This window comes from Pseudomonas grandcourensis, from assembly GCF_039909015.1.
Classification (GTDB): Bacteria; Pseudomonadota; Gammaproteobacteria; order Pseudomonadales; family Pseudomonadaceae; genus Aquipseudomonas; species Aquipseudomonas grandcourensis.
The window spans coordinates 1,417,257-1,439,220 of sequence record NZ_CP150919.1; the positions used below are offsets into that span (position 1 = coordinate 1,417,257).

Here is a 21,964-nt window from a genome sequence, read left to right on the forward strand (position 1 = left end):
AATCCATGATCAGCACTGAACTCAAAACCACGATCCAGGGCGCCTACTCGCGTTTTCTCGAAGCCAAGAGCCTCAAGCCGCGCTACGGCCAACGCCTGATGATCGCCGAAATCGCCAAGGTCCTGGGTGATATCGACACCGACGACGAAGGCCGGCGCAGTGGCGACCCCGCGATTGTCGCGGTGGAAGCCGGCACCGGTACCGGCAAGACCGTGGCCTACAGCCTGGCGGCGATTCCCACGGCGAAGGCTGCCGGCAAGCGCCTGGTGATCGCCACGGCCACCGTGGCCCTGCAAGAGCAGATCGTCTACAAGGACTTGCCTGACCTGATGCGCAACAGCGGGCTGAATTTCAGCTTCGCCCTGGCCAAGGGGCGCGGGCGCTACATGTGTCTGTCCAAGCTCGACATGTTGCTCCAGGAAGGTCACGCACAGACCGCCACCGCACAGTTGTTCGAAGAAGAAGGTTTCAAGATCGAGGTCGACGAGGCCAGTCAGAAGCTGTTCACCAGCATGATCGAGAAGCTCGCCGGCAATAAGTGGGATGGCGACCGCGACAGTTGGTCCACCGCCCTGGAAGACGCCGACTGGGCGCGCCTGACCACCGACCACAGCCAGTGCACCAACCGTCATTGCCCGAACTTCGGCCAGTGCGCCTTCTACAAGGCCCGCGAAGGCATGGGCAAGGTCGACGTAATCGTCACCAACCACGACATGGTCCTGGCCGACCTCGCCCTGGGCGGCGGCGCCGTGCTGCCGGACCCGCGCGACACCATCTACGTGTTCGACGAAGGCCATCACCTGCCGGACAAGGCCATCGGCCACTTCGCCCATTACACGCGCCTGCGCTCCACCGCCGACTGGCTGGAAACCACGGCCAAGAACCTCACCAAGCTTCTGGCCCAGCACCCGCTGCCGGGGGACCTGGGCAAGTTGATCGAGCAAGTGCCGGAGCTGGCGCGGGAGATCAAGACCCAGCAGCAGTTCATGTTCACCGCCTGCGAGCAGATTGCCGATTTCAAACCCGGCGAAGACGTCGAAGGCCGCGAGCGCCCGCGTCACCGATTCGTCGGCGGGGTGATTCCCGAGCACATGCGTGAAATGGGCATCGAACTGAAGAAAGGCTTTGCACGCCTGACCGACTTGTTCACCCGCCTGACCGAGCTGCTCAAGGAAGGCATGGACGGCGAGGTCAACATCGGCATCGCCAGCAACCAGGCCGAGGAGTGGTATCCGCTGTTCGGTAGTCTGTTGTCGCGTTCCTCCGGCAACTGGGAGTTGTGGACTGCCTTCACCGTCGAAGACCCGGAAGACAACCCGCCCATGGCGCGCTGGCTGACCCTGGCTGAAAGCGGTTCGCTGTTCGACATCGAGGTCAACGCAAGCCCCATCCTTGCGGCGGAAATGCTTCGCCGCAACCTGTGGAACGTGGCGTATGGCTGCCTGGTGACGTCGGCGACCTTGACGGCCCTCGGCACTTTCGACCGCTTCCGCATGCGCGCCGGCCTGCCGAAAAAGGCCGTGACGGCAGTAGTGCCAAGCCCGTTCCATCATGCGGACGCCGGTGTGCTGCGGGTGCCGAACCTGAACGCCGATCCCCGTGATGCCGCGGCGCATACCGCCGCGATCATTCGTGATCTGCCGGAGTTGGTCGAAGGCTCGCGGGGCACGCTGGTGCTGTTTTCCTCGCGTAAACAGATGCAGGACGTGTTCGACGGCCTGGACCGCGACTGGCGCAAGCAAGTGTTCATCCAGGGCAACCTGTCGAAACAGGAAACCCTCAACAAGCACAAGGCGCGGGTCGATGGCGGGGATTCCAGCGTGTTGTTCGGCCTGGCGAGCTTCGCCGAAGGGGTCGACTTGCCCGGTGCCTATTGCGAGCACGTGGTCATTGCCAAGATTCCATTCTCGGTACCCGATGATCCGGTCGAAGCGGCGCTGGCCGAGTGGATCGAAGCCCGGGGCGGCAATCCGTTCATGGAAATTTCCGTGCCGGACGCCTCGCTGAAGCTGGTCCAGGCCTGCGGTCGCTTGCTGCGCACCGAAGAAGACCGCGGCACCATCACCTTGCTCGACCGGCGCCTGGTGACCCAGCGCTATGGCAAAGCCATCCTCAATGCGTTGCCGCCGTTCCGTCGAGAAATTTCCTGAAGCACCGGTGGGCAGTTTTGCCCGCCGCGTTGTCTATCTCTCTGCCATCGCTTTTTCACTGGCCCATTGAAGGTCGTTAGGGAGAATTTCGTTCTCATGATTTGCCGTTCGTTGCCTGCTGTTTTTGCCCTGCTGTTCGCAACACCGCTGTTGGCCGCCCCCGCCAGCCAGCAGACGCTGTTCAACTTTGTGCGCCCCGCCGACGTGGTCCAGGTGGTGACTCAGGACGCCAGCCTGCCGCAATCCAACGCCGAGCAAACCCCCGAGGGCGAAGTGCTGCGCCGGGTGACGTTCAACCCGGTCGCCCGGCCGACTTTGCGCCTGACCCCGCAAACCGGCGCCTGGGACTGGTCGCAGTCGGGCGTCATGAGCCTGCGGATCCAGAGCGCCATGAATTGGGCCTTGACCCTGTACGTGACCATCCAGAGCAACGACGGCAAGACACTGGTCAGCCGCGTCGATCTGCCGGCGGGGCCTGCGCAAACCCTGTTGGTGCCTTTACAAGCGACATCACCGCTGAGCCAGGGCATGAAGGCCGGCCCGCCGATGCCGATGACCGTCGAGGGCCAGCGTGTGTTGCTGGCCAGCAGCGCCGGTGAACTGGATCGCAGCCAGGTGGTGTCGGTGAGCTTGTCGATGGACCAGCCCAAAGCCGCGCAAAGCATCCTGCTGGAGCGCTTTGGTGTGCAGGACGGCGAGTCGGTCACCCAGGCCGTGTATGGCGGGTTGGTGGATGCTTACGGTCAGTCGACCCGGGCCAGATGGCCGGAAAAAATCAGCAGCGACGAACAGCTGAAAAGCGCTGCCAGCAAGGAGCAGCTGCAACTGAAAACCTGGCTGGCCGAGCGCGAAAAGTCGTCCCTGGACAAGTTCGGTGGTTTGACCAAAGGCCCGTCCTTCAAAGCCAGTGGCTTTTTCCGCACCGAGAAACGCGACGGACGCTGGTATCTGGTGACGCCACAAGGCCATCCGTTTTATTCGCTCGGCGTCAACACCGTCGCTGCAGACGTCAACCCGACCTACGTTGCCGGTCGCGAGTGGATGTTCGAGTCCCTGCCCAAAGCAGATGACGCACTCGCCAGCCATTACGGCGAAGGCGACAACCGTGGCGGCAATGGTGCCGATCAAGGGCGTGGCTACAATGCCGGGCGCTGGTACGACTTCTATGGTGCCAACCTGCAGCGTCTGTATGGCGATCCGTGCGTGAAGGGTAGCGATACCAAGGCTGGCGTCGCCGAAGCGACAGAAGCGAAAGCCGCCGAGCAAAAACCTGCCGAACCGTGCAAGCCGCTGTTCGACGAGCAGCGCTGGGCCAGTCACACCCTTGATCGCTTGCAGGCCTGGGGTTTCAACACCCTCGGCAACTGGAGTGCCCCGGTACTGGGTGACGCTGATCGCGTGCCGTACACCTTGCCGCTGTCGATCGTCGGCGACTACGCCAGCATCAGCACTGGCACCGACTGGTGGGGCGGCATGCCTGATCCGTTCGACCCGCGTTTCGCCATGGCCACCGAGCGTGCAGTGGCAATTGCTGCCCGCGACCATCGTGACGATCCGTGGCTGATCGGTTACTACGCCGACAACGAACTCGCCTGGGCCGGCCCCGGGGATGACCCTAAAGCCCGTTATGCCCTGGCATACGGCACCTTGAAAATGACCACCGACGTGCCGGCCAAACGCGCATTCCTCAAGCAGCTGCGTGACAAGTACCGCAATCAGGCTGGCCTGTCGAAAGCCTGGGGCATTGATCTGCCAGCCTGGGAGCTGATGGAAGATCCGGGGTTCGTGCCACCGCTCCCGAGCGCCGAGCACCCGGAAATCGAAGCCGACTTCAAATACTTCCAGAAGGTCTTTGCCGATACTTACTTCAAGACCATCTCCGACTCACTCAAGTGGCACGCGCCGAACCAGTTACTGCTTGGTGGCCGATTCGCGATCAGCACGCCGGAAGCCGTGGAGTCCTGCGCCCAGTATTGCGACATGTTGAGCTTCAACATGTACACCCTGCAACCTCAGGATGGTTACGACTTCGCCAAGTTGCGCAGTCTCGACAAACCGGTGCTGATCACCGAGTTCAATTTCGGCTCGGCTGATCGCGGTCCGTTCTGGGGTGGCGTCACGCCATTGGTGAAGGAGGAAGACCGCGGCCCGGCGTACGCCAACTTCCTCAAGCAGGCATTGAGCGAGCCGTCGATTGTCGGCGTGCATTGGTTCCAGTACCTCGATCAACCTGTAACCGGGCGCTTGCTTGACGGTGAAAACGGTCACTTCGGGTTAGTGGGCATCACTGATTTGCCGTTCCAGGGTTTTGTCGACAGCGTGCGCAAGAGCAACCTGGCGACAGTCGAGCAATTGGGCAAAGAGGCCGAGAAGGCTGCAGCCGCCGCCGACAAAGCCAGCCACGACGCCGAGGGCGGCCGCAAGGCCGAAGCCGGCAAGGGGCCGGGGAAGGGCGCTGGCGGGCATTCCGGCAAAGGTCACTAATCGCTGAAACCCTGTGGCGAGAGGGCAAGCCCCTCGCCACAACCATCCGGCCCAACCCTGTTCCCAAAACCCTCAAGGGCTGGAACAATGCCGACCACTTTGTAGAGCGTTAATCCGGGGAGTTACGGGTGCAGATTCAGGGTCATTACGAGCTTAAGTTCGAAGCGGTGCGAGAGGCGTTCGCAGCGCTGTTCGACGATCCCCAGGAGCGTGGCGCAGCGTTGTGCATCCAGGTCGGTGGCGAAACCGTCGTCGATCTGTGGGCCGGCACTGCCGACAAGGACGGGGCCGAGGCGTGGCACAGCGACACCATCGCCAACCTGTTCTCCTGCACCAAGACCTTCACCGCAGTCACTGCGTTGCAACTGGTAGCCGAAGGCAAGCTGCAACTGGATGCCCCGGTTGCGCGCTACTGGCCCGAATTTGCCGCTGCCGGCAAAGAGTCCGTCACCCTGCGTCAACTGCTTTGCCATCAGGCCGGCCTTCCGGCATTGCGCGAGCTGCTGGCCCCCGAAGCCCTTTACGACTGGCAAACCATGGTCGACGCCCTGGCCGCCGAAGCGCCGTGGTGGACGCCGGGCGAAGGCCACGGTTATGCGGCGATCACCTATGGCTGGCTGATCGGCGAATTGCTGCGCCGTGCCGACGGTCGTGGGCCGGGTGAATCCATCGTTGCGCGGGTCGCCAAACCGTTGGGCCTGGACTTCCATGTGGGCCTCGCCGACGAAGAGTTCCATCGCGTGGCCCACATTGCACGGGGCAAGGGCAATGTCGGCGATGCCGCAGCCCAGCGCCTGCTGCAAGTGTCCATGCGTGAGCCAACGGCCATGACGACCCGGGCGTTCACTAACCCGCCGTCGATCATGACCAGCACTAACAAACCCGAGTGGCGACGCATGCAACAACCGGCCGCCAATGGCCATGGCAACGCCCGCAGCCTGGCCGGGTTCTACGCCGGCCTGCTCGACGGCAGCCTGCTGGAAAGCGAAATGCTCGATGAATTGACTCGCGAGCACAGCCTCGGCGAGGACAAGACTTTACTGACCCGGACCCGTTTTGGCCTGGGTTGCATGCTCGATCAACCGGAGGTTGCCAATGCCACCTTCGGCCTTGGCCCGCGGGCGTTTGGTCATCCGGGTGCCGGCGGCTCCATCGGTTTTGCCGACCCGGAGCACGATGTGGCGTTCGGATTTGTGACAAATACCCTGGGGCCGTACGTCTTGATGGACCCGCGCGCGCAAAAGCTGGTGCGGGTTCTGGCCACTTGTCTGTAAAAACGACTATCGGGTGCCAGGGCTGGAACCCGATAGCCATTCCAGTTTCAAACCGTCTGCTTCTACCGGCCAATCTGGCCTGATTTTTTTGACTTCATTTTTGTGGATATCCAATGTCATCCAATAAAACCCTCGCCTTGGCCCTGTGCTTCGCTATCACCGGTTGCGCACAGACTCCACAGAAAGACGCGACGGCACCTGTCGCCAAGACTGAAAGCGCCAGCCACTGGTACTGGCCGTTTGGTTCCGACGACAGCGCCGGCAAGCCCGTGGCCAAGCCTGAGGTGAAACCTGCAGTCAAACCCGTTGCGGTGGCCAAGGCCGAAACCGATAGCGGCAGCAAGTGGTGGTGGCCGTTCGGCGGCAGCGATCAGAGCACCGCCAAGGCTGTGCCGATGCCCGACCCGAAAATCACCCAGGCCTGGCTTGACGACTACGAACCGCGTCTGCGCGAGGCGGTCAAGGGCAGCAACATGCAACTCGAGCGCCGCGAAAACGTGCTGGTGGTGACTGCGCCGGTCGAAGGCTCGTTCAACCCTGATCGTCCAGCCATGCTGCTGCCGGTCACGCTCGGTCCGTTCACTCGCGTTGCCAAGATCCTTGAAGCCGATCCAAAGACCGCTGTTTTGATCCTCGGCCACAGCGATACCTCCGGCGCTGCGCCTGCCAACGTCAAACTGAGCCAGGAGCGTGCCCAGGCCGTTGCGGCAATTTTCCGCCTCAGTGGTTTGCAGCGTGATCGCTTGATGCTGCGCGGCCTGGGCGGTGATGCGCCGCGTGCCGCCAACGACAGCGTGCAAGGTCGTGCGTTGAACCGTCGCGTGGAACTGCTGGTGACCCCGCAAAACACCATGGTCGCGCTGCTGAGCAAGTACAACATGCCGGCTCCGGCACCTGTGACCATGGTTGCTGCCGCCGACGTCAAGCCGGTCGCCAAGCCTGTGACACCGGCCCCTGCGACTAAAAAGGCTGCGGTTCCCGCGACGAAAAAAGCACCCGCGAAAAAAGCACCGGCCAAGAAAGCACCTGCGAAAACCGCAACGCCGGTGAAGAAAACCACGCCAGCCAAAGCCTCCGCGGCTGACAAGAAAGTCGCCGCCACCGATACTGCAAAGCAGTGATTCGTTAACCAAAAGGAATGCGCCATGACCCAGGGCCTGGCTGATATGCGTCGTGACTACACCCGTGATGGCCTGACCGAGGCACAAGCCCCGGCCGAGCCGTTTGCGCTGTTCCACCAATGGTTCGCCGACGCGGTGAAAACCGAACAGGCACCGGTGGAAGCCAACGCCATGACCCTGGCCACCGTCGACCAGGACGGTCGACCGCACTGTCGCATTCTGTTGCTCAAGGGCCTGGACGAGCAGGGCTTCACCTTTTTCACCAACTACGAAAGCGCCAAGGGCCAGCATCTGGCTGCGAATCCGTTCGCGGCCATGACGTTTTTCTGGCCGGCGCTGGAGCGCCAGGTGCGCATCGAAGGGCGGGTGGTGAAGGTGACGCCTGAGGAGTCCGACGCCTATTATCAGGTCCGTCCACTGGGCAGTCGCCTGGGGGCCTGGGCGTCGCCGCAGAGCAGGGTGATCGCCAATCGTGGCGAGCTCGAAGCGCTGCTCAAGGACACCGAGCAACGTTTCAGCGACACCCAGCCCCATTGCCCGGAGCACTGGGGCGGTTATCGCCTGCTACCGGAGCGCATCGAATTCTGGCAGGGCCGCCCAAGCCGCCTGCACGACCGCCTCAATTACCGCCAGCAGGGCGCCGACTGGATGCTTGAACGTCTGGCACCCTGAGCAGTCTACCGATCGGAATAGCCTGCCGCAGCGGCCTCCAGCCACTTCGGCAGGTCTCGACGCTTGATCTTCTGCGCCTGGGCACTTGCCAATCGTTCGAGCATGAAGGCTTTTTTCTGCTCGTCCTTGCCCGCCAGCGCTAGCGCCAGGTCGCGGTCCATCCAGCGTTTGATCCGCACGTACAGCCACCAATGGAAGTACAAACCGGCAACAGTCGTGACGACGATGATAAAGTAGTCCATTGAAATCCTTGGCCTGTGGGGCAGCTTTGCGAATTTGCCGCTACTGTGTGAGTTCGTGGAGGCGCCTTAACGGAGCCTGAATCAAACCAATTTTACCCGGGCTGTGCCGTGACAGGCGTCAAGCTGCGGAGTTTAATGAACAACTGTTTCTTTGGAGTTGATGCTATGCGTAAGTCTGTTCTGCTGGTTGCTTCCTTTTCCACGATGGCGATGTTGCTCACTGGTTGCCAATCGAGCCTGACCGGTGACTCCTACTCCCGTGACGAGGCGCGTCGTGTGCAGACCGTTCGCATGGGCACCATCGAAGCATTGCGCCCAGTGAAAATCGAAGGCACCAAAACCCCGATCGGCGGCGCTGCAGGTGCAGTGGTCGGCGGCGTTGGCGGCAGCTCCATTGGCGGCGGCAAGGGCAGTATTGTTGCTGCGGTCATTGGCGCAGTCGCCGGCGGCCTGATCGGTTCAGCCGCTGAAGAAGGCCTGACCCGCACCCAGGGCGTGGAAATCACCGTGCGCGAAGACGATGGCAGCATGCGCGCCTACGTTCAGGAAGTTCAGCCGAACGAAGTGTTCCGTGTTGGCGAGCGTGTGCGCATCGCCAGTGTGAATGGCACCAGCCGCGTTTCGCACTAAGCGCAAACACCGTATAAAAAAACCCGATCAGGTGACTGATCGGGTTTTTTGTTTTTCAGCTCAGGCGAGTCGTGACCGGCGCCAGGCGTTATCGCGGTTTATCAGGAGGCCAGCGCAGTGTTCTTGCGACTCGCCATCGCCGTGACCACATAACCGATCAGCGCCGCCAGAATCGAACCGGTCAAGATCCCCATGCGGTCCATCCCGGCGAAATCACTCACGCCCGGCTCGAAGGCCAGTGAGCCGACAAACAGACTCATCGTGAAACCAATGCCGCAGAGAATCGCCACGCCGAGTATCTGGCCCCAATTGGCACCTTGGGGCAGGGTGGCAATACCGATTTTCACGGCCAGCCAGGTCAGGCCGAACACACCGACGGTCTTGCCCAGCAGCAGTCCGGCGGCAATGCCCATGGGGACGTGGTGAGTGAAGCTTTCGACGGTGACGCCGCTCAGGGACAGGCCGGCATTGGCAAAGGCGAACAGTGGCAGGATGCCGTAGGCGACCCACGGGTGCAGGGCATGTTCCAGGGTCAGCAGCGGCGAAGGCTCGGCATTTTTCGTGCGCAGCGGAATGCAGAAAGCCAGGGTCACGCCAGCCAGCGTGGCGTGGACACCGCTCTTGAGCACGCAGACCCAGAGGATCAAGCCAATGATCATGTACGGCCCGAGCTTGACCACACCAAGCCGGTTCATCCCGATCAGCGCCGCGATACAGGCCGCGGCCAGCGCCAGGGACAGGGTCGACAGCGCGCCGGAGTAGAAGATCGCAATGATAATGATCGCGCCGAGGTCGTCGATGATCGCCAGGGTCATCAGGAACAGTTTCAGCGATACCGGAACCCGTTTGCCCAGCAGCGCCAGCACGCCAAGGGCGAAGGCGATGTCGGTGGCGGTCGGGATTGCCCAGCCGTTGAGGGCCGGTGGCGTGTCGCGATTGAGGTACCAGTAGATCAGCGCCGGCACCACCATGCCACCAATGGCGGCGGCACCAGGCAGGACGATTTGCGACGGTTTGGACAACTGGCCGTCGAGGACTTCGCGCTTCACTTCCAGGCCGATCAGCAGGAAGAACAGTGCCATCAGGCCGTCGTTGATCCACAGCAGCAACGGCTTGGCGATTTTCAGGGCGCCGATCTGGGCGACCACAGGAGTGTCCAGCAGGCCACCGTAAAGCCACGACAGCGGCGAGTTGTTGATAATCAGAGCCAGAACGGCAGCGGCGATCAGTAACAGACCGCTGGCAGCTTCCAACTGAAAGAAACGTGTGAAAGTGCTACGCAGAGGCAAGGTCGCTCTCCATCTGTGAATTCAAAAGGTGTTACACCCTAACAAGTACTGTTAGTTGTTAAAACAAAAGTTATATTCTTTTTTGTTATATGCCGTTACAGAGTCATCCGCCAGCACCGAGCTGAGCCTAGCAGTTGCCGGGCGTATTGGAGCTCAGCTGTACCTGTGCCGGATGCAGGTTTTTTCCTAAGCTTGTTGAATGACCCTTGTCAAAAGGCCGACTCCTGCCCGATTCAACGAGAAAACCATCATGAGCGACAACCGACAGTGGTCCCGCGAAGCGATCCGGATCATCGAAGCCGATTTCCAGCGCAGCGCCGACACCCACTTGATCCCCTTGCCGCTGCCGGGTTTTCCAGGCATCGAGTTGTACTTCAAGGATGAGTCCAGCCACCCCACGGGCAGCCTCAAGCACCGCCTGGCCCGTTCGCTGTTCCTGTATGCGCTGTGTAACGGCTGGCTCAAGCCCGGTGCGCCGGTCATTGAGGCTTCCAGCGGTTCGACGGCGATTTCCGAAGCGTACTTCGCGCGCATGCTGGGCTTGCCGTTCATTGCGGTGATGCCGGCGACCACGTCCAAAGAGAAGATTGCGCAAATTGCTTTCTACGGTGGTCAAAGCCATCTGGTGGACGATCCGACCCAGATCTACGCCGAGTCCGAGCGACTGGCTCGCGAACACGACGGGCACTTCATCGACCAGTTCACCTACGCCGAGCGCGCCACCGACTGGCGGGCGAACAACAACATTGCCGAGTCGATCTTTCAGCAGATGCGTTTCGAGCAGCATCCCGAGCCGAGCTGGCTGATTTCCAGCCCCGGTACCGGCGGCACCACGGCCACCCTGGGCCGGTACGTGCGTTATCGCCAGCATGGCACCCGCGTGCTGTGTGCCGATGCCGAGCGTTCGGTGTTCTTCGATTATTACCAGACCGGCGATGCCAGCCTGCGACTGGACCACGGCTCGCGTATCGAAGGCATCGGCCGGCCGCGCGTGGAAGCGTCGTTTCTGCCCAAGGTGATCGACGCGATGGTCAAGGTGCCGGATGCCCTGTCGCTGGCGGCCATGCACTATCTGGCGGAACGTTTGGGACGGCATGTGGGCGGGTCGAGCGGGACCAACCTGATCGGCGCACTGATGGCCGCCCAGCACATGAAAGCAGCGGGGGAGACAGGGTCGATGGTGGCGATTCTGTGTGACAGCGGCGAGCGCTACGCCACGACCTATTACGATCAGGGCTGGCTCAAGGCTCAGGGGTATGAGTTGAGCGGGTTGATGGCTGCGGTGGCAGCGACGGTTGAGCGGGGTGAGGCGCTGCCGGCGAGCGTGCTGCGCGCCAATATCTGAGATCTTTCAGACACTGAGTACCCCTGTGGGAGCGAGCCTGCTCGCGATGGCGGATCAGCATTCAACAGTGATGTTGACTGATCTGGCGCAATCGCGAGCAGGCTCACTCCTACAGGGGATTTGTATCAGGCTTCGATACCGAGGATATCGCGAGCCACTGCTTCGGCGATGCGGATCCCGTCAACACCTGCCGACAGAATCCCGCCCGCATAACCGGCGCCTTCACCGGCCGGGAACAAGCCCTTCACGTTCAGGCTCTGCAACGACTCGTTCCGGGTAATGCGCAGCGGCGAGGAGGTGCGGGTCTCGATGCCGGTCAACACCGCGTCGTGCAGCGAGTAACCACGAATCTGCTTCTCGAATGCCGGCAAGGCTTCGCGGATTGCCTCGATGGCGAATGCCGGCAGTGCCAGGGCCAGATCACCCAGGGCGACACCCGGCTTGTAGGACGGCTCGACGCTGCCCAGTTCGGTGGACGGTTTGCCCGCAATAAAATCGCCGACCAGTTGCGCCGGCGCTTCGTAGTTGCTGCCGCCCAGCACGAATGCGTGGGACTCCAGGCGCTCCTGCAACTCGATACCGGCCAGCGGGCCGCCCGGATAATCGACTTCCGGGGTAATCCCGACGACGATCCCGGAGTTGGCATTGCGCTCGTTACGCGAGTACTGGCTCATGCCGTTGGTGACCACGCGGTTCGGCTCGGAAGTCGCCGCCACCACGGTGCCGCCCGGGCACATGCAGAAGCTGTAGACCGAACGGCCATTCTTGGCGTGGTGCACCAGTTTGTAGTCGGCGGCGCCGAGCTTCGGATGGCCGGCGTACTTGCCCAGGCGCGCACGGTCGATCAGCGACTGCGGGTGCTCGATGCGGAAACCCACCGAGAACGGCTTGGCTTCCATGAACACGCCACGGCCGTGGAGCATGCGGAAGGTGTCGCGGGCGCTGTGGCCGAGGGCCAGGATCACGTGTTTCGAGTGAATCTGCTCGCCGCCGTTGAGTTCGACGCCGACCAGTTGGCCATCTTCGATCAACACGTCAGTGACACGTTGCTGGAAGCGCACTTCACCGCCCAGGGCGCGAATCTGCTCACGCATGTTTTCCACAACACCGGTCAGACGGAACGTACCGATATGCGGCTTGCTGACGTAGAGGATTTCTTCCGGGGCACCGGCCTTGACGAATTCGTGCAGGACTTTGCGACCGAGAAATTTCGGGTCCTTGATCTGGCTATAGAGCTTGCCGTCGGAGAATGTCCCCGCGCCGCCTTCACCGAACTGCACGTTGGATTCCGGGTTGAGCACGCCTTTACGCCACAGGCCCCAGGTGTCCTTGGTGCGCTGGCGTACTTCGGTGCCGCGCTCGAGGATGATCGGCTTGAAGCCCATTTGCGCCAGCAGCAGCCCGGCGAAAATCCCGCACGGGCCGAAGCCGACGACGATCGGCCGCGCGCTCAGGTCGGCTGGTGCCTGGCCTACCGCTTTGTAGCTGACATCCGGCGCCACACTGACGTTACGGTCATCGGCAAACTTGTGCAGTACCGACGCCTCGTCGCGAACTTCAAGGTCGATGGTGTAGATGAAGCACAGTTCGGAGGACTTTTTACGCGCATCGTAGCTGCGCTTGAACAAGGTGAAATCGAGCAGGTCATCGCTGGCAAGCCCTAAGCGCTGCACGATGGCAGGGCGCAGGTCTTCTTCGGGATGGTCGATCGGCAACTTGAGTTCGGTGATTCGTAACATGGCGGGATCCGGTTCGCGGGGCGCACAACTGCGCCAGGGCGTTTGAAGCCCGCGATTATAAGCCTCAAAGGCGCAGGCCCGTGAGGCTTAAACGATCAGTCGTCGCGCGATCCGCCGAAATACCCGCAGCCGCGCTGTACCTGACCGTCGATGCGCAGTTCGGCGCTCATGTGCTGGATGCTGCCGGTGCTGCTGTCGACGCAACGTAGCGGTGCAACCCACAGTTCGATGTGCTGGTTGTTGGCTTCGGTGCTGAGGTTGAAACGGCCATCGCCCAGTTGCTCCTCGACGTAAGGCACGGCCAACGGCGGCTGGCCGGCCCGGTCCAGGACCATGCCTTTGCCACTGACCTTCACGCTCCACTCCGGGGTGTGGCCGGCGGCGCGCAGGATCAGCAGCTTGAAATTCGGATCGTCACACGCGGTGCCCGAACGCTCGACGCGGTACAGCTGCTCCAGATCGAGCCGGCCGTCACCACCGCTGCCGGCCACAACCCGCCCGCGCACGTCGGCAAACAGCTTGCCCTGCTTGTCCGCCAGGTTTGCAGCCTGCTGCAGGACGCTGGTGCCGCCCGTGTCGTTGACCACGTAGCGGTTGGTCTGGTTGCACGGCTGGAACAGCAGTTTGCCGTCCGCCGCGGTCAACTGGCCTTGCATGCGTGTCTGGCCGACATGGGAGGCGTTCTGCCGTTCACCGTCGAACAACTGGCAAGCGGCGAACAGCGGAAGCAGGGCAACGAGGACGAAGGAACGGGCAACACGCATCTTGGGGTCTCCTGACAGGTGCCGCCACGTTACTCAGGCAAGCCTGTGATCACAAGGCTTGAGTGTCAGGGATTGAGTTGCCGGGGACGTCGCAGCATAGTGGCGCACTTGTCCAGGATCGGGCCCACTTCGGCATGCACCAACACTTGTCTGTTTTCCCCAAGCGGCTGTACGCATTGGATGCATTGCGCGGTATCGCGGCGTTGGCGGTGGTGTTCTGGCACTGGCAGCACTTCTTTTTTCAAGGGGCAGCGCCGGGGCCGCTGCAAACCGAACAGCAACCTTTCTTCAGCCTGTTCTCATTGTTTTATCAACATGGCGGCGATGCGGTTGCGCTGTTCTTCAGCTTGTCCGGGTTCATCTTTTTCTGGTTGTTCGGTCATGCCGTGGCACGGGGAGACCTGACCGCAAAACAATTTTTTAACGAGCGCTTCAGCCGTATCTATCCGCTGCATCTGGCAACCTTCGCCGGTGTTGCGCTGCTACAACTGGTCTACACGCGGTTCACGGGAAACGCTTTTGTTTATCCGTTCAATGATCTCCATCACGGCGTGTTGAACATCTTTCTCGCCCCGGCGTGGGGATTGGAACAAGGCTGGTCTTTCAACGGCCCGGCCTGGTCGATCTCTGTTGAAGTGCTGCTCTACATGGCGTTCTTCTTGCTGTGGCGCTATTCACCTTTTCCAACGCTGATCAGCTTTTTGTTGATCGCCGTGGCGGCCTGGATCTTTCCTGCACAGTACAAAATCACCCTTGGCGTGTTCAGTTTTTTCTGCGGTGGCGTTGGTTATGTGTGGCTGGCGTGGCTGCTGCAACGGGCGCCCGCACGTTGGGTGGGAATTTGTTTGACGACAGGTTGCGTAGCGGGGTGGTGGCTGTTTGGCGCTGATCAGCCGTTGATCAAGTTTGCGTTGTTGTTTCCGCTGACGATCATGACCATTGCGGCGAGTCATCAGTTGCTGGAACCGATCGCCCGGCGTTTGGCGTGGCTGGGTGATATCAGCTACGCGTCCTATTTGCTGCACTTCCCGCTGCAAATTATCGCCGCGCTGCTGGCGGATAAATTCTTCCCGGGGCGTAGCGTCTTTTATCAACCCTGGACGTTGCTGCTGTTTTTTTCGGTTCTGATCGCTGCCAGCCTGATCTGTCATCAATGGTTCGAACGGCCGATGCAACAGTGGCTGCGACAGTTCGGGCGCGAGCGCCTGGCGAGCGGCGTGATCGCTCGCCAGTAACGCGTCTGTCAGAAAGGACGGTCAGCCGACGTGAAAGGTCTGACCTGTTTGCAGGCCTTCCACGCTTTTGGCGTAGGCCAAGGCCACATCTACCGCAGGAACCGGCTTGTAGCCGCGGAAGTACGGGGCATAGCTGCCCATGGCTTCGACGAGGACAGTCGGGCTGATGGAATTCACCCGCAGACCGCGTGGCAGTTCGATGGCGGCGGCGCGGACAAAACTGTCCAGTGCACCGTTGACCAGCGAGGCCGAAACGCCGCTACGGATCGGATCGTGGCTCAGTACGCCGGTGGTGAGCGTGAACGAAGCGCCGTCATTGGCGAACTCGCGGCCAATCAGCAGCAAATTGACCTGGCCCATGAGCTTGTCTTTCAGGCCCAGGGCAAAGCTCTCTTCGGTCATCTCGTTGAGCGGTGCGAAGGTCACGTTGCCAGCGGCACACACCAGTGCATCGAATTTGCCGGTCTGCTCGAACAGTTTGCGAATCGAGGCGCTGTCACTGATGTCCACCTGAAAGTCGCCGCTGGTACGACCGATACGGATGATTTCGTGGCGTTGCGACAGTTCCTTGTCGACTGCAGAACCGATAGTGCCGTTTGCGCCGATCAAAAGAATTTTCATGAAAGCTGATCCTCGTAGTGGGTTGAACGAGGTATCAGTTTAGGGTGGTTTTTTCTCCGGATAAGCGCACTAATAGGCAACCTTTGGTTTTCAAATGGAAACAATCCATGAGCGAGATGGATGACCTCGCCGCGTTCGCGGTGTTGATCGAAGCGGGGAGTTTTACCTTGGCGGCGCAGCAGCTCGGTTGCAGCAAAGGCCAGCTGTCCAAGCGCATCAGCCAGTTGGAAGCGCAGTTTTCCGTAGTGTTGTTGCAACGTACCACCCGCCGCTTAAGTCTGACCGCGGCCGGTGCTGCGTTGTTGCCACAGGCCCAGGCGCTGGTGGTGCAAGTCGAGCGGGCGCGCCAGGCCCTGGCGCGTCTGAAGGACGACATGGCCGGCCCGGTGCGGATGACGGTACCGGTGTCGCTCGGGGAAACCTTCTTCGATGGCCTGTTGCTGGAGTTCTCCGCCAAGTATCCCCAGGTACAGATCGAGCTGGAGCTCAACAACAGCTACCGCGAACTGTCTCGCGACGGTTTCGACCTGGCGATTCGCTCCGACGTGGCCATTGACCAGCGACTGGTGGCGCGTCCGCTGCTGGCGTGGCAAGAGCTGACCTGTGCCAGCCCGGCTTACCTGGAGCAATACGGTGAACCGCAAACGCCCCAGGCTCTGGCCGAACATCGCTGCCTGCTCAACAGCCATTACAGCGGCCGTGAAGAATGGCTGTATCACCAGCAGCACGAGTTACTGCGGGTGCGGGTGTCGGGGCCGTTCGCCAGCAACCACTACAACCTGTTGAAGAAAGCCGCACTGGTCGGCGCCGGTATTGCGCGCCTGCCGTCCTACTGTTTGCCAACAGAGCTGGCCGACGGGCGTTTGCGATGGCTCCTGCGCGATTATCAGACCCGCAGCATGCCGATGTACCTGGTGCATCCGTATCAGGGCGGTTTGCCCAAGCGCACGCAGGTGCTGGCGGATTATTTGATTGGGTGGTTCAAGCGCAGTGGAGAGGTGCTGGATCGGCTCTAAATCATCACTCGAACCTCTGTAGGAGTGAGCCTGCTCGCGATAGCAATTTCACCTTCAAAAGAGATGTTACCTGACCCACCGCCATCGCGAGCAGGCTCACTCCTACAGGGCTCTGTGTTGTTGGCGAGATTGTGGAGGGCATAAAAAAACGGCCCGCAAAGGCCGTTTTTTTGTTTACCGCAATGGCTTAACCACCGAGGTACGCTTCGCGCACTTTCGGGTCGGTCAGCAATGCTTCACCGGTGCCTTGCATCACCACCCGGCCGTTCTCCAGAACGTAGGCACGGTCAGCGATCTTCAGCGCCTGGTTGGCGTTCTGCTCGACCAGGAACACCGTCACACCGTCCTTGCGCAGCTGTTCGATGATGTCGAAGATCTGCTGGATGATGATCGGTGCCAGGCCCAGGGAAGGCTCGTCGAGCAGCAACAGCTTGGGCTTGCTCATCAGCGCACGGCCGATGGCAAGCATTTGCTGTTCGCCGCCGGACATGGTGCCGCCACGCTGGGCGAAGCGTTCTTTCAGGCGAGGGAAAAGTCCGAGAACCTTGTCCATCTGTTCCTGATAGTCGCCCTTGGCGGTGAAAAAACCGCCCATGGACAGGTTTTCTTCCACGGTCAGGCGGGAAAACACCCGACGACCTTCCGGCACCACGGCAATGCTCTTGCGCATGATCTGCGAGGATTCCTGGCCAACCAGTTCCTCACCCATGTAGCGGATGCTGCCGCTGTGGGCGCGCGGCGAACCGCAAAGCGTCATCAGCAGCGTGGACTTGCCGGCACCGTTGGCGCCGATCAGGGTCACGATCTCGCCCTGGCGGACTTCGACGTTGACGCTGTGCAGGGCCTGGATCTTGCCGTAGAAGGTGGAAACGTTTTCGAACTGCAGCATTTACGCTTCCCCCAGGTAGGCTTTGATCACTTCAGGATTGTCGCGGATCTGTTCCGGCGTGCCGTTGGCCAGAGGCGTGCCCTGGTTGATCACGACGATGTGGTCGGAGATGCTCATGACCAGTTTCATGTCGTGTTCGATCAACAGCACGGTGACGTTGTGCTCTTCACGCAGCATGCTGATCAGCGCCTTGAGGTCCTCGGTTTCCTTCGGGTTCAGGCCGGCGGCCGGTTCGTCGAGCATGAGGATCCGCGGACGGGTCATCATGCAGCGAGCGATTTCCAGGCGACGTTGCTGACCATAGGCCAGGGTGCCGGCCGGGCGGTTGGCGAACTCCTTGAGGTGAACCTTTTCCAGCCAGTACTCGGCGTATTCCATGGCCTCGCGTTCGCTTTTGCGGAACGCCGGGGTCTTGAACAGGCCGGCCAGGAAGTTGGTGTTCAGGTGACGGTGCTGGGCGATCAAGAGGTTCTCGACCGCCGTCATGTCCTTGAACAACCGCACGTTCTGGAAGGTACGCACCACGCCCTTGAGGGCGATCTTGTGGCCGGGCAGGCCTTCGATCGCCTCGCCGTCCAACAGGATGCTGCCGCCGCTCGGCTTGTAGAAGCCGGTCAGGCAGTTGAACACGGTGGTCTTGCCGGCGCCGTTGGGGCCGATCAACGCAACCACTTGTTTCTCTTTCACGCTCAAGGCCACGCCGTTGACCGCCAGCAAGCCGCCGAAGCGCATGCTCAAATTTTCTACTTTGAGGATCTCGCGGCTCATTTGCGCAGCTCCATGTGAGGACGTTGCATGGGCAGCAGACCCTGAGGGCGCCAGATCATCATCAGCACCATCAAGGCGCCGAACATCAACATGCGGTACTCACTGAACTCACGCATCATTTCCGGCAACAGGATCATCACCGTGGCGGCGAGTACAACACCCAGTTGCGAGCCCATGCCGCCCAGCACCACGATGGCGAGGATGGTCGCCGACTCGATGAAAGTGAAGGACTCCGGTGTCACCAGGCCCTGACGCGCAGCGAAGAAGCTGCCGGCGAAACCGGCGAAGCAGGCACCGAGGGTGAAGGCTGACAGCTTGATGATCGTCGGGTTCAGACCCAGTGCACGGCAAGCGATTTCGTCTTCACGCAGAGCTTCCCAGGCACGGCCCAGAGGCATGCGCAGCAAGCGGTTGATGACGAACAGGGCGAACAGCGCGAGGAACAACGCAACCAGGTAGAGGAAGATCACCTTGTTGATCGAGTTGTATTCCAGGCCGAAGTACTCGTGGAACGTTTGCATGCCTTCAGCCGCTTTACGTTCGAAGGTCAGGCCGAAGAACGACGGTTTCTCGATGTTGCTGATGCCGTTCGGACCGCCAGTGAGACCGGTCAGGTTACGCAGGAACAGACGAATGATTTCACCGAAGCCCAGGGTCACGATCGCCAGGTAGTCACCACGCAAGCGCAGCACCGGGAAGCCGAGCAGGAAGCCGAAGGTGGCCGCCATCAGGCCGGCAATCGGCAGGCAGATCCAGAAGCTCAGGCCATAGTAATGCGACAGCAGCGCATAACTGTAGGCGCCGACGGCATAGAAACCGACGTAACCCAGGTCGAGCAGACCGGCCAGGCCAACCACGATGTTCAGACCGAGGCCGAGCATCACGTAGATCAGCACCAGCGTGGCGATATCCACCGCACCGCGAGAGCCGAAGAACGGCCAGACCAGGGCTCCGGCGATCAACGCGATGATGATCCAGCGTTGAGTGGTCGGCAGGGTCAGGAAGTTGCTGGCCTTGGCCGGGATCATCGGCATGCTCGGCGAAGAGCGCCAGGCCGAGCTGATCTGCTGGTCGAACAGCACACGCAGGAACATCAGTACCGAGCACACCGCGATGGTGATCAGGGTGGTGTCGCTGGTGCCATGAACTTCGAGGTTGATGCCGACGATGGTCAGCTTCAGACCGAGTACCGGGTAGGCCACGGCCCACACCAGCAAAGCGCTGAACAGCGCCTGTTTAAGATTCCTAGTCATACCTTCTCAACCTCCGGACGGCCCAGCAGGCCGGTTGGCCGGAACAACAACACCAGAACCAATAGACCGAATGCCACGACGTCCTTGTACTGGTCGCCGAAGATGTCGGCACCAAAGGCTTCCGCTACCCCAAGCACGATCCCGCCGAGCATGGCGCCGGGGATGCTGCCGATACCGCCCAGTACCGCTGCGGTGAAGGCCTTGAGGCCGACGAGGAAACCGGCGTTCGGGTTGATCACACCGTACTGCATGCTCAGGAGCACGGCGGCGATGGCTGCCAGTGCGGCACCGATGACGAAGGTCAGGGCGATGATGTTGTTGGTGTTGATACCCAGCAGGTTGGCCATCTTGATGTCTTCGGCGCAGGCGCGGCAGGCGCGACCCAGGCGAGAGCGGGAGATGAACAGGGTCAGGCCGAGCATGGCGACGAGAGTCACCACGAACACCACGATTTGCATGTAGGAAATCAGCACTTCATGTGCGCCACCTGGTCCAAAGGCAAAGTTGCCCGGAATCAGGTTGGGGATGGATTTGTCCTTGGAGTCTTGCGCCAGCAGAACCGTGTTCTGCAGGAAGATCGACATGCCGATGGCGGAGATCAGCGGGATCAGACGGTTGCTGCCGCGCAACGGGCGGTAGGCGATCCGTTCGATGCTGTAGCCGTAGGCACTGGTTACAACGATGGTTGCGAGAAAAGCGGCGGTCATCAACAGCGGCACGCTGTCGAGTCCCAGCATGGCCAGCCCGGCAATGGCGATGAACGCCACGTAGGAGCCGATCATGTACACCTCGCCGTGGGCGAAGTTGATCATTCCAATGATGCCGTAAACCATCGTATAGCCGATGGCGATCAGGGCATACGTGCTGCCAATGGTCAGGCCATTAACCAGCTGTTGGAAGAAGTGATAGATGTCAGGCATTACAGCGCTCCTAAAAACCTGATACGCATTTCACTGGTGGAGTCATTTTCCCGCCCGGGCCCCGTGGATCTGCATCCACTTCGAATCCGGGGTTTGCCAGCGAACCGCTGATGACGGTTTTGAGATTTTCAGGTGGGGAGACTGGCGGATCACGCCAGCGCGGCCCAAATACGTTCGTAAAACAAAGCCCACGGCACGCCGTGGGCTTTGTTGGCAGTCAGTCAGGCAATGCCTTACTGAGGCTTGGCTTCAGTTTTTGGTTTGCCGAAGTGCCACTCGTAAACCACGAATTTGAAGTCTTTCAGGTCGCCTTTCTCGTCGAAGCTCAGGTCGCCGGTAGGGGTCTTGAAGGTGCCTTTGTGGATGGCTTCAGCCACTTTGGCGGAGTCTTCGGACTTGGCAGCCTTGATGCCTTCGGCGATCACTTCCACAGCCGAGTAGGCCGGGAAGACGAACGGACCGCTCGGGTCTTCTTTCTTGGCTTTGAACGCATCAGCCAGGGCAATGTTGGCCGGATCCTGGTCGAAGGACTTCGGCAGGGTCACCAGCAGGCCTTCGGAAGCGTCCTTGGCGATCTGCGAAATGGAGTCGTTACCCACGCCTTCCGGACCCATGAATTTGGCTTTCAGGCCTTTTTCCTGGGATTGACGCAGGATCAGGCCCAGCTCCGGGTGGTAGCCGCCGTAGTAGACGAAGTCGACGTTGGCTTGCTTGAGCTTGGAGATCATCGACGAGAAGTCTTTGTCGCCGGCGTTGACGCCTTCGAACACGGCGACTTTCACGCCTTTGCCTTCCAGGGTTTTCTTCACGGCGGTGGCGATGCCTTCACCGTATTGCTGCTTGTCATGCAGAACAGCAACGATCTTCGGTTTTACGAAATCGGCAATGTAGTTACCGGCGGCAGGGCCCTGGGCACTGTCCAGACCGATGGTGCGGAACACCATTTTGTAACCACGGGCGGTGATGTCCGGGCTGGTGGCAGCCGGGGTGATCATGATCACGCCTTCGTCTTCGTAGATGTCCGAAGCCGGTTGAGTGGAGCTGGAGCACAGGTGACCGACTACGAACTTGACGCCGTCGTTGACGACCTTGTTCGCGACTGCCACAGCTTGTTTCGGATCACAGGCGTCATCGTATTCAACGGCTTCGAGTTTCTTGCCGTCTACGCCGCCCTTGGCGTTGATTTGCTCGATGGCCATTTTGGCGCCACTGAACTGCATGTCGCCGTATTGGGCTACAGGGCCGGTTTTAGGGCCGGCGATGCCGATCTTGATGGTGTCAGCTGCGAACGAATGGCTGGCAACCCCGGCCAGAACCATAGCGGCAAACAGTTTGGAAATCTGCTTAGTAGCCTTAGTCATAGTGCTCCACTCTTACTGTTGTAGTTTTTATAGTCCTGGCGCCGAAAGCAGCAGAACCGGGTCAGATATCTGCGACATTCCCCGGAAAAGTCCCTCGGCAACTGTACCGGTACAGTGTAGAGCGCCGATTGTCAGCCTGGGAAGGCAGCGCCGGGGGACAAAACCTGCAGGTGTCGCTTTATTGAAAGTAA

The 21,964-nt window shown here is 60.7% G+C and carries 19 protein-coding genes; 9 read left to right on the forward strand and 10 right to left on the reverse strand.

The window, feature by feature from the left end:
* Positions 1-5: 5 nt before the first annotated feature.
* From dinG to pdxH, 5 genes are all read left to right on the forward strand, one after another.
* Complete coding sequence (gene dinG / locus AABM52_RS06225; RefSeq protein WP_150718616.1) at positions 6-2,150, forward strand: ATP-dependent DNA helicase DinG; 2,145 nt, start codon at positions 6-8, stop codon at positions 2,148-2,150.
* Between the two features lie 96 nt (positions 2,151-2,246).
* Positions 2,247-4,634: a beta-agarase gene (locus tag AABM52_RS06230; RefSeq protein WP_347910943.1), complete on the forward strand. Its 2,388-nt coding sequence runs from the start codon at positions 2,247-2,249 to the stop codon at positions 4,632-4,634.
* 128 nt (positions 4,635-4,762) lie between these two features.
* Entirely contained in the window at positions 4,763-5,908 is a 1,146-nt protein-coding gene (locus AABM52_RS06235) for a serine hydrolase domain-containing protein (RefSeq protein ID WP_347910944.1), read from the forward strand.
* Between the two features lie 113 nt (positions 5,909-6,021).
* Positions 6,022-7,029: an OmpA family protein gene (locus AABM52_RS06240; RefSeq protein ID WP_347910945.1), complete on the forward strand. Its 1,008-nt coding sequence runs from the start codon at positions 6,022-6,024 to the stop codon at positions 7,027-7,029.
* 24 nt (positions 7,030-7,053) lie between these two features.
* On the forward strand, positions 7,054-7,701 hold the full coding sequence (pdxH, locus tag AABM52_RS06245; protein WP_347910946.1) for a pyridoxamine 5'-phosphate oxidase: 648 nt from the start codon (positions 7,054-7,056) through the stop codon (positions 7,699-7,701).
* Between the two features lie 5 nt (positions 7,702-7,706).
* On the opposite strand, the gene AABM52_RS06250 is transcribed toward pdxH, so the two are convergent.
* Positions 7,707-7,943, reverse strand: a complete 237-nt coding sequence (locus AABM52_RS06250) for a hypothetical protein (protein WP_347910947.1) — start codon at positions 7,941-7,943, stop codon at positions 7,707-7,709.
* A 165-nt stretch (positions 7,944-8,108) separates the two neighbouring features.
* On the opposite strand from AABM52_RS06250, the gene AABM52_RS06255 reads away from it, so the two are divergent.
* Positions 8,109-8,573: a glycine zipper 2TM domain-containing protein gene (locus AABM52_RS06255; protein WP_056720838.1), complete on the forward strand. Its 465-nt coding sequence runs from the start codon at positions 8,109-8,111 to the stop codon at positions 8,571-8,573.
* Positions 8,574-8,674: 101 nt separating this feature from the next.
* Here the strand turns inward: AABM52_RS06255 and nhaA are convergent, their stop codons facing one another.
* Positions 8,675-9,862, reverse strand: coding sequence for a Na+/H+ antiporter NhaA (nhaA, locus tag AABM52_RS06260; RefSeq protein WP_347910948.1), 1,188 nt, complete (start codon positions 9,860-9,862; stop codon positions 8,675-8,677).
* A 247-nt stretch (positions 9,863-10,109) separates the two neighbouring features.
* On the opposite strand from nhaA, the gene AABM52_RS06265 reads away from it, so the two are divergent.
* Positions 10,110-11,207 carry a PLP-dependent cysteine synthase family protein gene (locus tag AABM52_RS06265; RefSeq protein ID WP_347912590.1) on the forward strand — a complete coding sequence of 366 codons (1,098 nt, stop codon included), beginning with the start codon at positions 10,110-10,112 and terminating at the stop codon, positions 11,205-11,207.
* Between the two features lie 125 nt (positions 11,208-11,332).
* Here the strand turns inward: AABM52_RS06265 and AABM52_RS06270 are convergent, their stop codons facing one another.
* Together AABM52_RS06270 and AABM52_RS06275 are read right to left on the reverse strand one after the other, a co-directional pair.
* A complete protein-coding gene (locus AABM52_RS06270; protein WP_347910949.1) occupies positions 11,333-12,946 on the reverse strand; it encodes an NAD(P)/FAD-dependent oxidoreductase in 1,614 nt (537 codons plus the stop codon).
* Positions 12,947-13,041: 95 nt separating this feature from the next.
* Positions 13,042-13,710 (reverse strand): hypothetical protein, encoded by a 669-nt coding sequence (locus AABM52_RS06275; RefSeq protein ID WP_347910950.1) that lies wholly within the window; start codon positions 13,708-13,710, stop codon positions 13,042-13,044.
* A 134-nt stretch (positions 13,711-13,844) separates the two neighbouring features.
* On the opposite strand from AABM52_RS06275, the gene AABM52_RS06280 reads away from it, so the two are divergent.
* On the forward strand, positions 13,845-14,945 hold the full coding sequence (locus AABM52_RS06280; RefSeq protein WP_347910951.1) for an acyltransferase: 1,101 nt from the start codon (positions 13,845-13,847) through the stop codon (positions 14,943-14,945).
* A 21-nt stretch (positions 14,946-14,966) separates the two neighbouring features.
* Here the strand turns inward: AABM52_RS06280 and AABM52_RS06285 are convergent, their stop codons facing one another.
* On the reverse strand, positions 14,967-15,566 hold the full coding sequence (locus AABM52_RS06285; protein ID WP_347910952.1) for a short chain dehydrogenase: 600 nt from the start codon (positions 15,564-15,566) through the stop codon (positions 14,967-14,969).
* 107 nt (positions 15,567-15,673) lie between these two features.
* On the opposite strand from AABM52_RS06285, the gene AABM52_RS06290 reads away from it, so the two are divergent.
* A complete protein-coding gene (locus AABM52_RS06290) occupies positions 15,674-16,582 on the forward strand; it encodes a LysR family transcriptional regulator (protein WP_046041267.1) in 909 nt (302 codons plus the stop codon).
* 187 nt (positions 16,583-16,769) lie between these two features.
* Here the strand turns inward: AABM52_RS06290 and AABM52_RS06295 are convergent, their stop codons facing one another.
* From AABM52_RS06295 to AABM52_RS06315, 5 genes are all read right to left on the reverse strand, one after another.
* Positions 16,770-17,471 carry an ABC transporter ATP-binding protein gene (locus tag AABM52_RS06295; RefSeq protein ID WP_095945384.1) on the reverse strand — a complete coding sequence of 234 codons (702 nt, stop codon included), beginning with the start codon at positions 17,469-17,471 and terminating at the stop codon, positions 16,770-16,772.
* Positions 17,472-18,239 carry a high-affinity branched-chain amino acid ABC transporter ATP-binding protein LivG gene (livG, locus tag AABM52_RS06300; RefSeq protein WP_347910953.1) on the reverse strand — a complete coding sequence of 256 codons (768 nt, stop codon included), beginning with the start codon at positions 18,237-18,239 and terminating at the stop codon, positions 17,472-17,474.
* A complete protein-coding gene (locus tag AABM52_RS06305; protein ID WP_347910954.1) occupies positions 18,236-19,492 on the reverse strand; it encodes a high-affinity branched-chain amino acid ABC transporter permease LivM in 1,257 nt (418 codons plus the stop codon). The genes livG and AABM52_RS06305 overlap by 4 nt, the downstream gene beginning before the upstream one ends.
* On the reverse strand, positions 19,489-20,412 hold the full coding sequence (gene livH, locus AABM52_RS06310; protein WP_008052916.1) for a high-affinity branched-chain amino acid ABC transporter permease LivH: 924 nt from the start codon (positions 20,410-20,412) through the stop codon (positions 19,489-19,491). Before livH ends, AABM52_RS06305 begins: the two co-directional genes overlap by 4 nt.
* 233 nt (positions 20,413-20,645) lie before the next feature.
* Entirely contained in the window at positions 20,646-21,773 is a 1,128-nt protein-coding gene (locus tag AABM52_RS06315; RefSeq protein WP_347910955.1) for a branched-chain amino acid ABC transporter substrate-binding protein, read from the reverse strand.
* Between the last annotated feature and the right edge of the window lie 191 nt (positions 21,774-21,964).

Coding starts and splice junctions, on each gene's coding strand:
- AABM52_RS06275 (WP_347910950.1), bottom strand. CDS start 13,710: ATGCGTGTTGCCCGTTCCTTCGTCCTCGTTGCCCTGCTTCCGCTGTTC.
- AABM52_RS06295 (WP_095945384.1), bottom strand. CDS start 17,471: ATGCTGCAGTTCGAAAACGTTTCCACCTTCTACGGCAAGATCCAGGCC.
- AABM52_RS06250 (WP_347910947.1), bottom strand. CDS start 7,943: ATGGACTACTTTATCATCGTCGTCACGACTGTTGCCGGTTTGTACTTC.
- livH (WP_008052916.1), bottom strand. CDS start 20,412: ATGCCTGACATCTATCACTTCTTCCAACAGCTGGTTAATGGCCTGACC.
- AABM52_RS06280 (WP_347910951.1), top strand. CDS start 13,845: ATGCACCAACACTTGTCTGTTTTCCCCAAGCGGCTGTACGCATTGGAT.
- AABM52_RS06285 (WP_347910952.1), bottom strand. CDS start 15,566: ATGAAAATTCTTTTGATCGGCGCAAACGGCACTATCGGTTCTGCAGTC.
- AABM52_RS06315 (WP_347910955.1), bottom strand. CDS start 21,773: ATGACTAAGGCTACTAAGCAGATTTCCAAACTGTTTGCCGCTATGGTT.
- dinG (WP_150718616.1), top strand. CDS start 6: ATGATCAGCACTGAACTCAAAACCACGATCCAGGGCGCCTACTCGCGT.
- AABM52_RS06290 (WP_046041267.1), top strand. CDS start 15,674: ATGAGCGAGATGGATGACCTCGCCGCGTTCGCGGTGTTGATCGAAGCG.
- AABM52_RS06255 (WP_056720838.1), top strand. CDS start 8,109: ATGCGTAAGTCTGTTCTGCTGGTTGCTTCCTTTTCCACGATGGCGATG.
- AABM52_RS06305 (WP_347910954.1), bottom strand. CDS start 19,492: ATGACTAGGAATCTTAAACAGGCGCTGTTCAGCGCTTTGCTGGTGTGG.
- pdxH (WP_347910946.1), top strand. CDS start 7,054: ATGACCCAGGGCCTGGCTGATATGCGTCGTGACTACACCCGTGATGGC.
- AABM52_RS06230 (WP_347910943.1), top strand. CDS start 2,247: ATGATTTGCCGTTCGTTGCCTGCTGTTTTTGCCCTGCTGTTCGCAACA.
- livG (WP_347910953.1), bottom strand. CDS start 18,239: ATGAGCCGCGAGATCCTCAAAGTAGAAAATTTGAGCATGCGCTTCGGC.
- AABM52_RS06240 (WP_347910945.1), top strand. CDS start 6,022: ATGTCATCCAATAAAACCCTCGCCTTGGCCCTGTGCTTCGCTATCACC.
- AABM52_RS06270 (WP_347910949.1), bottom strand. CDS start 12,946: ATGTTACGAATCACCGAACTCAAGTTGCCGATCGACCATCCCGAAGAA.